Genomic DNA, 12,225 nt, shown 5'->3' on the forward strand with positions numbered 1-12,225 from the left:
GACGGAGGCAGGTTGGGGAAAACGGCGGCGACGCGGTTGGAGAGGCCGGGCATCGGACGCTGCCCGGCCATTGTCATTTAGCGGTCATCGAACAGGTCGTTGATGGGCGGGCGGTCCTTCTGCTCGGGCATGCCCAGCACCTCCCGGGTATGCAGATCCACATCCCACAGCGCCTTGTACTTGCGGTCGGTGGCGACGTTCGCCTCGCCCTTCTCCATCATGATGGTCGGGCGCAGGAACACCAGCAGGTTACGCTTCACGCGGCTGCGGGACTCCGAGGAAAACAGCCGGCCCAGCACCGGAATGTCACCCAGCAGCGGCACCTTGCTCTTGGTCACCTGAAGGTCGTCCCGGGTCAGGCCACCGAGCACAATGGTTTCCCCGTCGTCCGCCAGAACCGTGGTCTTGATTTCACGCTTGTTGGTGACGATGTCCGAGGCGTTCTCAATGCTGTCCGCAACGTTCTCTGTGGTTTGCTCCACCACCAGGCGCACCAGGTCATCCGCGCTGATGGTCGGGGTGACTTTCAACGTCAGACCCACGTCCCGGCGCTCGATGGTGGTGAACGGGTTGGTGGCGTTGGTTCCGGTGGAGGTGTACTGCCCGGTCCGGAACGGCACGTTCTGGCCAACGGTGATTTCCGATTCCTGGTTGTCGAGCGTGATGATGCTGGGCGTGGACAGCAGGTTGGCCGCGCTGGAGGTGGCCAACGCCTGAATCAGCACGCCCCAGCTGATGCCGTTTTCGTTTCGCTGACCGGCGCCGACGGTGATGCCTCCCAGCGCCGGCGCAATCGGGGAATCGCTGATGATGGCGGTGAGCACGTCACTGAGGCTGCGGCCAACATTGCCAAAATTGGTTCCGACCACCGGGGTGGATTTTCCGGACTCATCACCGGCCGCGAGCTGGACCCCGAGATCCCGGCCCACTTCGTCGCTGATTTCCACGATCGCGGCTTCGATCAGCACCTGGGCGCGGCGAACATCCAACTGATTGACGATTTCCTCGGCTTCCTGCATCAGGGAAGGATCGCCACGCACCACCAGCGCGTTCAGACCCTCATCGGGGAACACCGCAAAGCGGTTGTTGGGGTTACCCGTGCTGCCCGCCGCGCCGCCGCTGCCGCCTTCTTCCTTCAGGCGCTCGCCCATCACGCCCTTGAGGATTTCGGCGATGTCCTTGGCGTTGCCATGCTTCAGCCGCAGCACCTTGGTGGTGCCGCCGGTGGCCGAGGGCTGGTCCAGCTTGCGAATAAGGCCGCGCATCTTCTCCCGGAAGGATTCGTCACCCCGGAGAATCAGCCGGTTGCTGCGCTCGTCGGCGGTGACGCTGTACTTGCGTACGGCGTTCTCGCCGCCTCCCTTGCCCAATTCATCCGGCGCCAGTTCCTTGAGCAGCTCCACCATATCGCCCACCCAGGCTTCTTTGAGCTGGATCACCTCTACCTCGTACTTGGAGGGGCTGTCCAGTTCCTTGACGATCTGTTCGATGCGCTCGATGTTGGTCCGATGATCGCTCACAATGAGCGCGTTGGCCGCCGCCACACCGGCCAGATGGCCGTATTTCGCCACCAACGGCCGCAGGATAGGCACCAACTCCAGGGCGTTCGCGTTGTTGACCTGAATCACCCGGGTGATCAGCTGCTCCGACGGTATGGTGTCAAATCGCTCCAGCGATTCCCCGGACTGCTTCGCATCCACCTGCTGGACCACCTTGATGGCCTCTTTACCTGGGATGGCGGTAAACCCGTGCACGTTGAGCACCGCCAGGAACAGATCGTAGATCTCGTCCTTGGTCATCGGCGCACTGGACAGCACCGTCACCTTGCCCTTCACCCGTGGGTCCACCACAAAGCTGTAGCCGGTGATGTCGGCAACCTGAGTGACAAAGGCGCGAATGTCGGCGTCCTTGAGGTTCAATCGCCAGGTTTTTTCCTCGGCATGGGCAAAAGACAGAACGCTCATCAGGATGAGCAGGGCGAGCGCGCGGAGGGCGTTGATCTTATGGTTGTACATCTGGCGTTGTCGTCCTGTTGTGGTACACCCGGTCAGCGCCACTGCTCGGGTATGGCATAACTGATGGTGAGGAGGCTTCCGTCTCGCTCGATGTCGATATCCAGACTGGCCTGATTGGACCAGCTGTCCAGCAGGGTCTTGTCCTGCTCTATATCCCCCAGGGGCTGGCCGTTCACCGCCGTAATCACATCCCCGGCTTTGAGGTTAACGGCATTCAGCAGCGGATTGGAGCCGTCGTAGACGTAACCGGAGGCTCCGCCTTCTGCCACGGGCTTGAGACCGTAACGGGCCAGCGCGGCGGCACCGTCGCTGTCGAGTTGGGCGCGGGCATCCGCCAGAAAGGCATCCGGCGATTCTGCCGACTCTACCGGTGCTTGCGCAACCTCGGCCAGCGAGTTGTCCTCCTCGAACGTCAGTGTCTCATAACGCCCGTTGCGCTTCAGAAGGATCCGCTGGGGCTCAACGTCCACCAGCTCGGCGTTTCCGGGCAGGGTATCACCGATACGGTACCAGGCCGTTTCGCCGTCGCTTCCAGACACTATAGCACCGGACCCAGCCGACGGGTCCCCTACCAGTACTCCCTCAAGGCGCAGGCGCAGAGCCGTTTCCGGTGCGGAGGTACGAACCGCCTCCGCCACACCGGCCGACTGGGGTGCCGAACCGAAAAACGCATAGCTCGCCAGAGGCGCGCCCGCCTCGCCGGCCGCCATGGCGACGGCACCGGCTGACGGTGACGGCACCGGGCGGTCTGTCCAGGCAATCAGCCACGTCGCTTTTGCCAGTACCAGCCCGAGATACACCGTGAGCGCCACCAGGGCAAGGTTTGCCAGACGCCGGGCGATCACAGTGCGCTTCCCAGTGATTGCCGCACCCGGAAGACCACCGAGCCCGGCTGCGCCGCGTCCGGCCAGGGCTGGCCCGCCAGATCCACCATGCGTTTATAGACACGGATATCCATCATGCCGTTCGCGCCTACCGTAGCATCCGCCGCCGGACCCTCTGCGCCCCGGGCCGCGATTTCAAGGTTAATGCCGTTACCCGTGCCGCTCAGCGTGGCCTCCATGGGTGGAAAGCTGGCGGTACCGGTCTGGTTGCCCATGGGCCAGGTCACCCGCCCACCGGGCCAGGTGGCCAGACCGTCCGCTTTCGCCAGCCTCTGATCCGCCATCGTCAGCGCCAACCGGTCGATACGCACGTCGCCCTCAATCATGGCACCGCCACTGCGGCGAATCAGCTCTGCGAACTCGGCGACGGCGACAGAACCGGAGGCGTTGAGCGACAGCGTTTCTGGCCAGGCCAGGCGCACGGTACCTGACAAACCGGATCGGGCGGTCGTGACCGAGACATCGGCGGGCAGGCTCACGTCAGACAGGGACGGCCATCCAAGCCGCCAGTCTATGCGAACCGGATACCCGGCAACGGACAGGCCCGCCGCACCGTCCCAAAGCGTGCCAGAGACTTGCTGCACCTGAACGCTCGGGGGCAGCGCCACGGCGGCGCGAGCTTGCTGCCAGAGCCAGCCGGCCGGCACTTGCCAGATCAGCGCGGCGGCGTACACAAAAAGACCAAGCGCGACCAGCAACACCAGTTTGCCCGGGCGGAGAAATGCGTTGGCTGAGGGGTCGGTCGTCATTCAGAAACGGCGTGTGGTTTGGGACTGATCGCCGAGTCTAGCAAAGGCCTGCGTCAAGTGCATGACTGAACATAAAAAACCCCGCGCCCGTGTGAACGGGTGCGGGGTTTTGGTCGACGGCTCGGGCAGATGCTGTTGGATCAGCCCCTGCCGGTCGCATCGGACAGCATGATTACATCATGCCGCCCATGCCACCCATACCGCCCATGCCGCCCATATCCGGCATGCCACCAGACTTCTCGTCTTCCGGCTCGTCCGCAACCATCGCCTCAGTGGTGATGATCAGGGACGCTACGGAGGCAGCCGCCTGCAGGGAAGAACGGGTAACCTTGGCCGGATCGAGAATACCCATCTCCAGCATGTCACCGTACTGCTCGGTGGCGGCGTTGAAGCCGAAGGAGCCTTCGCCTTCCTTCACCTTGGCAACCACCACGGAGGACTCACCGCCGGCGTTGAACACGATCTGACGCAGCGGGGCTTCCATGGCACGGCGCAGGATGTTAACCCCGGCCTTCTGCTCTTCGTTGATGGCATCAACCTTATCCAGAGCCGCAATGGCGCGGATCAGGGTCACACCACCGCCCGCGACAATGCCTTCTTCAACGGCGGCGCGGGTAGAGTGCAGCGCGTCTTCAACGCGGGCTTTCTTCTCTTTCATTTCCACTTCGGAGCCGGCGCCCACCTTGATGACGGCAACGCCGCCAGCCAGCTTGGCGACGCGCTCTTGCAGCTTCTCTTTATCGTAGTCAGAGGTGCTGTCTTCGATCTGCTTGCGGATCTGCTCAACGCGGGCTTCGATATCCGCCTGGCCACCGGCACCGCCGATGATGGTGGTGTTTTCCTTGGTGACGTTGACACGCTTGGCGGTGCCCAGGTCATCCAGGGTGGTGTTTTCCAGGGTCAGGCCCACTTCCTCGGAAATCACGGTACCACCGGTCAGGATGGCGATGTCCTGCAGCATTTCCTTGCGACGGTCACCAAAGCCCGGGGCCTTCACGGCGTTGACCTTGACGATGCCGCGCATGTTGTTGACCACCAGGGTAGCCAGGGCCTCGCCTTCGATGTCTTCGGCGATGATCTGCAGGGGTTTGCCCGCTTTCGCAACGGCTTCCAGCACCGGCAGCAGTTCGCGGATGTTGGAGATCTTCTTGTCCACCAGCAGGATGTACGGGTCATCCAGCTCGGCAGACATGTTGTCCTGGTTGTTGATGAAGTACGGGCTCAGGTAGCCGCGGTCGAACTGCATGCCTTCAACCACGTCCAGCTCGTCTTCAAGGCCACGGCCTTCCTCAACGGTGATGACGCCTTCCTTACCGACTTTTTCCATCGCGTCGGCGATGATCTTGCCGATGGTCTCGTCGCCGTTGGCGGAGATGGTGCCGACCTGGGCAATCATCTTGCTGTCGTCGCAGGGCTTGGCCATCTCGCGAATGGCTTTGACCGCCTCGGCGGTGCCCTTGTCGATGCCGCGCTTCAGATCCATCGGGTTCATGCCCGCGGTGACGGCCTTGATGCCTTCGTTGACGATGGCCTGGGCCAGAACGGTTGCGGTGGTGGTACCGTCACCGGCGGTTTCGTTGGCCTGGGAAGCCACTTCTTTCACCATCTGGGCGCCCATGTTTTCGAACTTGTCTTTCAGTTCGATTTCCTTGGCCACGGACACACCGTCCTTGGTCACGGTCGGCGCGCCAAAGGACTTTTCCAGAACCACGTTACGGCCTTTCGGGCCGAGGGTAACCTTTACGGCGTCCGCCAGGATGTTGACACCTGCGACCATACGCTTGCGGGCGCTGTCACCGAATTTCACGTCTTTTGCTGCCATGTCTTCTATTCCTGTTCGTTAAACCGAAATTGAATCAAAGGATGTCGTGCGCGGCCGTGCTTACTCGAGCACGCCGTAGATGTCGGCTTCGCTCATGATGAGCAGTTCTTCGCCGTCGATCTTCACGGTGTTACCGGCGTACTGGCCAAACACCACGGTGTCACCCACCTTGACCGCCAGCGCACGGGTTTCGCCGTTGTCCAGAATGCGGCCATTGCCGACAGCAAGCACTTCGCCCTGGGACGGCTTCTCTTTGGCGTTACCCGGCAGCACGATGCCACCCGCAGTTTTTGATTCTTCTTCCTTACGGCGTACGACAACACGATCGTGTAGCGGACGAATTTTCATTGCTCGGTTTCTCCAATAGTCAGATTAATGTGGCAATGACGGTTGTGTTTACGGGCCGGCCCGGCATCGCCGTCCGGCCCCAGTGCCCGGCCGGCTAACCTTCTGATCTACAGAGGTTATCGGCCCGCAGCGAACTTGTGTGACGTTAATGGGGCTGGGGGAATCGTTTTCAATACCCCCCACCAAAAAATTTTCATTTTTTCTGGAGGCGATCGTGGTCCCGCTCGGTGTGGTCCTGGTACTCCCCGTCGATAACGTCACCGCGCTGATCGAACGGCCCCCGGGGACCGAACGGACCCTGCCCGCCGGCAAACGGACCGGCGCCGCTGCCAAACTGCATGCTGGCCCCCTGCCCTGAAATCACCAGGCGCTTCATGGCCTGCCGAACAAGCCACTGGCGACTTCCCGGCAGCAGGCACAACAGGCCAAACGTGTCGGTAATGAAGCCCGGCGTCAGCAGCAGCGCGCCGCCTGCCGCCAGCACCAGGCCTTCAGCCACTTCCTGAGCTGGCAGCTCGCCGCTGTTGAGGCGCGCACGGGCACGGGTGAGCGTTGCCAGCCCCTGCTGGCGCAACAACCAGCCGCCGATCATGGCGGTCAGCAGCACCAGGCCAATGGTATTGAATACCCCGATAATGCCGCCCACTTTGATGAGCACCGCCATTTCGGCGATGGGCAGCAGGATGAAAAGCCCGAAGAAGATCGGCAAAATGCCTCCTTTAAGTGTTGCTGTTCATTCTCCAACCATTGGGGCACCCCATGAAACTTCAAGATTCCGTGATTGCCGTAACCGGCGCCGGCCAGGGCCTCGGCCGGGCCATGGCCGAATACCTCGCCGCCCGGGGCGCCCGGCTGGCGCTGATCGACCTGGTCCCGGAGAAACTGGAAACCGCCGCCATCGCCTGCCGGGAAGCCGGCGGAGATTCCCGAATCTATGTCTGCAACGTTGCTCGCGAGGACGAGGTGGACGCCACCTTCGCGGCCATCGCTCGGGATTTCGGGGCGCTCAACGGAGTGATCAACAACGCCGGCATCCTGCGGGACGGTCTGCTGATCAAGACCAAAGACGGTGAGATCACCCAGCGAATGGAGCTCGCTCAGTGGCAGGCGGTCATCGATGTCAACCTGACCGGGGTGTTCCTGTGCGGGCGGGCAGCCGCCAGCCAGATGATCGCGCTGGGCAACGGCGGTGTGATCATCAACATCGCGTCAATCTCCCGGGCGGGCAACATGGGCCAGAGCAACTATTCCGCCGCCAAGGCAGGGGTGTCCGCGCTGGTACCGGTCTGGGCGAAGGAGCTCGCCCGCTATGGCATTCGATGCATGGGCATTGCGCCGGGGTTCATTGAGACCGACATGGTGGCGTCGATGAAGCCGGAGGCGCTGGAAAAGATGACGGCGGGCATCCCGCTGAAGCGGATGGGCCAGCCCGAGGAGATTGCCCAGACAGCGGCGTTCATCTTCGAGAACGAGTACCTGTCCGGGCGGATGATTGAGGTGGACGGCGGATTGCGGCTCTGACTACGGAAGCCAACGGTAGGTTTTCATGGAGACCCGGCCGTTGGTGACCTCAACGCCCTCCCCGGCCAGCAGACGGGATTGCCGGTTAAAGGCCTCGGAGCCCTCGGGAAACGCGATCTGCCCGTTGGTTCTGAGAACCCGGTACCAGGGGACCGAGTGGCCGGCGGGCAGCTTACCGAGGGCTCGCCCGACGAACCGGGCCTGGCGGCCAAGGCCCGCCATCTCTGCGACCTGGCCGTAGCTGGCCACCTTGCCGGCGGGAATGGCGGCGACCACCTGCCAGATTTTCTGCTCTTTTGTGGGTTCGTCCATGGCGTCAGCGGCCCTCACGGTATTCCCGGAACAGCCCGGCGCGGGCCAGGTAGAGAATCAGCACAATCGCCGGCAGGCCCATCACCGCCGACACTGTGAAAAACGTCCCGTACCCCGAGTCCGCCACCACAATACCGGAAAACCCGCCCAGGAACTTGCCGGGCAGCGTCATCAACGAGCTGAACAGGGCGTACTGGGTGGCGGTAAATGAGGCACTGGTCATGCCAGACAGCCAGGCGATCAGGGCAACGTTGGCAATGCCGCCGCTGAGGTTGTCGGCGCTGACCACCAGGGCCAGGGTGGCGAGGTTGGGTGGATGCTGAGCAAGGACGACGAACAGCAGGTTGGTGCCGGCGGTCATGATGGCGCCGGCCAGCAGAATTCGCTGCACGCCCAGTCTTGCCACCAGAAGGCCCCCGATAAAGGAGCCCGCGATGGTCATGAAGAACCCGAACACCTTGGTGACGTCCGCCACCTCGGTTTTGGAGAAGCCCATGAAGTTCAGGTAAAACGGATTGGCCATCACGCCCATGGCAATATCGGCCACCCGGTAAAACGCCACCAGGGCCAGGATCGCCACCGCTAAACGCCGATAGCGCCTGAAAAAATCCAGGAACGGACCGGCGACGGCGGCGTAAAACCAGCCAACCAGCCTCGCGATCCGGGGCGAAAGGTGGCTGCGACTGGCCGCCTCCTGCTCGATGCGATGGGCAATATCCGCGGCAGCGGCAAAGTGGTTGACGGCGGGCTCCCGCACCAGCAACACGGTCAGCACACCCACGCCGACCAGCGCCGCCATGGCCTGGTAGGACACCTGCCAGGACCAGAATTCAGCGAGGTAGAGCGCCCCGGCGCCCGCCACCAGCAGCGCAACCCGATAACCAAAGATATAAGTGGCGGCCATCGCCGCCTGCCAGCGCTGCTCGGCGATCTCGATGCGATAGGCGTCGATGCTGATGTCCTGGGTGGCGGAGGAAAACGCCACCAGCAGCCCGAATAGGGCGAGTTGCTCCGGATGCGCCACGGCGTCGGTGCCGGCCATCAGCATCAGGCCGGTGGCAATGCCGGCCTGGGCCAGCAGCATCCAGCTGCGCCGCTTGCCCAGCCACCGGTCAAGCAGCGGCAGGGAGACCCGGTCGATCACCGGCGCCCAGATCACCTTGATGGAGTAGGTGATGCCCAGCCAGCTGAAAAACCCGATGGTGGCGGTATCCACGCCAACGTCCGCCAGCCGGGCATTCAGGGTGGAAAACACCAGGAGAAACGGCAGCCCGGCCGAGAACCCGAGGAACAGCATGGCCACCACCGGCCAGTGGGCATAAGGGCCGGCCAGCGCACGGAGACGGTGGAAGTTGGCGGAAAACGGAATCGTTGCTCTCCCGGTCAGTCGCGGAAGTTGTTGAACTGCAACGGCACGTCCAGGTCCGCCTCGCGCAGCATGGCGATCGCGGTTTGCAGGTCATCCCGCTTCTTGCCGGTCACCCGCACCTTATCGCCCTGGATGCTGGCCTGGACCTTGAGCTTCTGGTCCTTGATCATCTTCACGATTTTCTTGGCCATGTCCGTCTCGATGCCTTGTTTGAGGGTGAAGTGCTCCTTCACCAGCTTGCCGGCCTTGCTCTCGCCGTCCTCGGACAGCGCCCGGGTGTCGATGTTGCGCTTGGCGAAGGCCATCCGAAGCATGTCCCGAAGTTGCTCCAACTGAAACTCCTGCTCGGCGCTGAGGGTCACCCGCTCCCCTTCCAGCTCGATATCGGCCTCTACGTTTTTGAAATCCCAACGGTTACCCAGCTCCCGACGGGCCTGATCCACCGCGTTGGTCACCTCGTGCATCTCGATTTCCGAAACAATGTCAAAAGAGGGCATGGTCGTTATTCTCCGTTTGGTGAGGCGGGTATACTGCCGGTAAAAACTGAGTCATGAAAACGGGGTCAGATGAAACTCATCTGACCCCTGATTCAGCCCAAGTTCACGGTGCACGAAATCATACCAACTGAACCCAGGCACCGCATCCGACAATCGACGGCCAAGAAGTAGAACCCGATGCCTAATCTCGACCTCCCCATCCTTGTGGTGGACGACGCAAAATTCAGCAGCATGGTGGTCAGCCGCACCCTGAGGGCTGCGGGCTACCGCGATGTCCGCATTGCCCACAACGCCCCGATGGCCCTGGACCTGATGGAACAGCGCCCGGTAAGCGTGCTGATCGCCGACTGGCTGATGCCGGAAATGGACGGGCTGCAGCTCACCGACCGGGTGCGCCAGCAGGACGAACAGAACAACCACTACACCTACGTGATCCTCCTGACCGCCCGGGAGAGCGTGGAGGCGCTGTCCGAGGCCTTTGATCGGGGCGTGGACGACTTCATCTACAAGTCGAACATGACCAAGCAGCTGGTACCCCGGATCTTCGCCGCGGACCGGATGGCGGACCGCCAGAACGCCCTGCTCCGGGCTAACAGCCTGCTGATCGAAAACAATCGGGAGCTGGAAGCCACCAACATCATCGACCTGGAAACCGGTCTGTGCAATCAACGCTACGCCCGGGAACGGTTGACCAAGGTGCTGCGCCACGCCGAGGCCCGGGGCGGCGCCGGTGCGTACGTGCTCTGCGGTATCCGCAACTGGCAGGATTTGCGCCGCAACAACCCGCCCTCGGTAATGGGTGAAGTGGCCGTGGGCATCGGCCGGCGCCTGAGCAATCTCATTCGCCCCATTGATGCCCTGTGCCGGGTTGGCGACAACCAGTTTGCGATCGTCTCCTATTTCCCAAACAGCGAACACTGCACCACCACCGCGTTCCGCCGGATTTTCGACGGCATCAATCACAAGGCCCTGAAAACCACCGCCGGCTTCCTGTCCGTGGAAGCCGGCATGGTGCTGTGCAAGGCGGACGCCCAGGACGGCACCCCCTCAGTGCAGGACATGGAACGGGCGGCCATGGAAGGGCTGATGGATGCCTACGACACCCGCCGGTTTATTGAATGTGCTCCGGCGCTGAAGCCCGAGGAAGGGGTCAGATGAGTTTCATCTGACCCCGGGTTAGGGGAGTCAAGGGTCAGATGAAGCTCATCTGACCCCGGGTTAGGGGAGTCAGGGGTCAGATGAAGCTCATCTTACCCCGGGTTTAGGGGAGTCAGGGGGTCAGATGAAACTCATCTGACCCCGAGTTGTGTCCCCCCAGTTGACCGAGTCACAAACCGTAACAACCCCATACACATCTACCACAGACCGGCTTGCTCTCCGGCGCTATTCTGAAACCGTGGAATCAAGCAGTATCCCCCCAGGGCGGAGGAGCCGCGCAGTACCTCCGCCGCTATCTGGGAGATTCCAAAGGATCAACGAAGTTTCAGGCACTTTCGTTCTTTCCGACTTCTTGAGGCCAGCCATCGCGCTGGCCTTTTTGTTTTAAGGCCAGGCATCAAACGTCCGCCTGATCGCCCGGCTCCTGGCCTTCGTTGCCACCCTCACCACCACGCCGCCGGTAATCCCCGGGCGTCTGGCCAGTGGACGCTTTGAACCGCCGGTGAAAGGAGGCAGTCTCGCTGTAGCCCAGGCGCAGGGCAATGTCCGGGATACTGAGATCCGTGCGGGTGAGAAAATCCTCGGCCAACTGCTGACGCACATCATCCAGCAACTGCTGATAGGAAACACCTTCCTGGCTCAGCTTTCGCTGCAGGGTTCGGCTGGTCATGCCCAGCGCCTCAGCGACCATATCCTGACGAGCGACCCCTTCGGCCAACTGCTTCTGAAGACAGCGCTTTACCCGGGTGGTCAGATCCGTGTCGGTTTGCAGGAGGGCCAGTTGGGACAGCGCGTGCGCCTCCAGCGTCTTGCGCAGCTGCGGATCCGGCTGGCGCAGGCGGGTAACAAGCAGATCCCGATGCAGGGTGACGCGGTTCTCCGGCGCGCCGAACGTCACCGGGCACCGCCACCGCCTGGTGTACTCCGCTTCCAGCGCCGGGCCCGGGGACGGGCGCTTCAGCGTCACGCGAAGCGGCGAAGCCTCCGGCCGATCCGCCAGCCAGCGGGCGTAATTAATCCAGGACGCAAACACGTTATCCACCAGATGCGGCCAGACGGTAGAATCCGTGAACTGGCAGGTCCATTCCAGCGAAACCGCCTCCCCGACCATCGCGAGCCGCGTGACCCCCATGTCACCCACCAGCTTCTCGAACGGGGCGATCCGCGCCACCGCCTCGCCAAGCGTGGCGCAGCTCATGGTGATGTAACCCAGAACGCTGTAGGAACCCGGCTGCACAAAATCGCCGGTCTCAAGACCCAGGATCGGGTTACCGGACACCTCAGCAAGCCGCCGGATAAACGTCTGGAATTGCGCGCCGTCGACCCTGCCATCGTCGGAGGCAAGAATATCCGGGCTGAGCCCCGCCGCCTCAAACAGCGCGCCAGTCTCAATGCGGTTGGCGTCCGCGAAGCGAACGTATTGTCGAAGGGCCGCCACGGAGGCGGTTCCGAGGGGTGTCATTGTTGTTATCCGTATCAACGGGGGGGCAGACAACGGGGTCAGATGAGACTCATCTGACCCCAGCTTTACCGTGACCCCAATTGTCATC

12 protein-coding genes are annotated in these 12,225 nt (G+C 62.4%); 2 read left to right on the forward strand and 10 right to left on the reverse strand.

Features of this window, described 5'->3' with window-relative positions:
• Positions 1–77: 77 nt before the first annotated feature.
• The 6 genes from gspD to V3388_RS07920 form a co-directional block, all read right to left on the reverse strand.
• Positions 78–2,015 carry a type II secretion system secretin GspD gene (gspD, locus tag V3388_RS07895; protein WP_336366978.1) on the reverse strand — a complete coding sequence of 646 codons (1,938 nt, stop codon included), beginning with the start codon at positions 2,013–2,015 and terminating at the stop codon, positions 78–80.
• A gap of 32 nt (positions 2,016–2,047) precedes the next feature.
• On the reverse strand, positions 2,048–2,860 hold the full coding sequence (locus V3388_RS07900) for a type II secretion system protein N (protein WP_336366979.1): 813 nt from the start codon (positions 2,858–2,860) through the stop codon (positions 2,048–2,050).
• Entirely contained in the window at positions 2,857–3,648 is a 792-nt protein-coding gene (gene gspN, locus V3388_RS07905) for a type II secretion system protein N (RefSeq protein WP_336366980.1), read from the reverse strand. Before gspN ends, V3388_RS07900 begins: the two co-directional genes overlap by 4 nt.
• Positions 3,649–3,820: 172 nt before the next feature.
• Entirely contained in the window at positions 3,821–5,470 is a 1,650-nt protein-coding gene (gene groL, locus V3388_RS07910; protein WP_336366981.1) for a chaperonin GroEL, read from the reverse strand.
• Positions 5,471–5,530: 60 nt separating this feature from the next.
• The gene (groES, locus tag V3388_RS07915) at positions 5,531–5,818 is read right to left on the reverse strand and encodes a co-chaperone GroES (RefSeq protein WP_336366982.1); all 288 of its coding nucleotides are present in this window, start codon (positions 5,816–5,818) and stop codon (positions 5,531–5,533) included.
• Between the two features lie 193 nt (positions 5,819–6,011).
• A complete protein-coding gene (locus V3388_RS07920) occupies positions 6,012–6,527 on the reverse strand; it encodes an FxsA family protein (protein ID WP_336366983.1) in 516 nt (171 codons plus the stop codon).
• 50 nt (positions 6,528–6,577) lie between these two features.
• Here V3388_RS07920 and V3388_RS07925 point away from each other — a divergent pair, with 50 nt between their 5' ends.
• Positions 6,578–7,339 (forward strand): SDR family oxidoreductase, encoded by a 762-nt coding sequence (locus V3388_RS07925; protein WP_336366984.1) that lies wholly within the window; start codon positions 6,578–6,580, stop codon positions 7,337–7,339.
• Here V3388_RS07925 and V3388_RS07930 read toward each other — a convergent pair whose 3' ends face one another.
• The 3 genes from V3388_RS07930 to V3388_RS07940 all read right to left on the reverse strand — a co-directional run bounded on the left by V3388_RS07930 (position 7,340) and on the right by V3388_RS07940 (position 9,517).
• The gene (locus V3388_RS07930; RefSeq protein ID WP_336366985.1) at positions 7,340–7,651 is read right to left on the reverse strand and encodes an MGMT family protein; all 312 of its coding nucleotides are present in this window, start codon (positions 7,649–7,651) and stop codon (positions 7,340–7,342) included.
• Positions 7,652–7,655: 4 nt separating this feature from the next.
• Entirely contained in the window at positions 7,656–8,954 is a 1,299-nt protein-coding gene (locus tag V3388_RS07935) for an AmpG family muropeptide MFS transporter (protein WP_442915620.1), read from the reverse strand.
• 80 nt (positions 8,955–9,034) lie between these two features.
• Positions 9,035–9,517, reverse strand: coding sequence for a YajQ family cyclic di-GMP-binding protein (locus tag V3388_RS07940; protein ID WP_336366987.1), 483 nt, complete (start codon positions 9,515–9,517; stop codon positions 9,035–9,037).
• A gap of 177 nt (positions 9,518–9,694) precedes the next feature.
• Between V3388_RS07940 and V3388_RS07945 the strand changes: the two genes are divergently transcribed.
• Positions 9,695–10,675: a response regulator gene (locus V3388_RS07945; protein ID WP_336366988.1), complete on the forward strand. Its 981-nt coding sequence runs from the start codon at positions 9,695–9,697 to the stop codon at positions 10,673–10,675.
• A 397-nt stretch (positions 10,676–11,072) separates the two neighbouring features.
• On the opposite strand, the gene V3388_RS07950 is transcribed toward V3388_RS07945, so the two are convergent.
• Complete coding sequence (locus tag V3388_RS07950; protein WP_336366989.1) at positions 11,073–12,137, reverse strand: AraC family transcriptional regulator; 1,065 nt, start codon at positions 12,135–12,137, stop codon at positions 11,073–11,075.
• Between the last annotated feature and the right edge of the window lie 88 nt (positions 12,138–12,225).

It is taken from the genome of Marinobacter sp. C2H3 (assembly GCF_037080155.1).
GTDB lineage: Bacteria > Pseudomonadota > Gammaproteobacteria > Pseudomonadales > Oleiphilaceae > Marinobacter.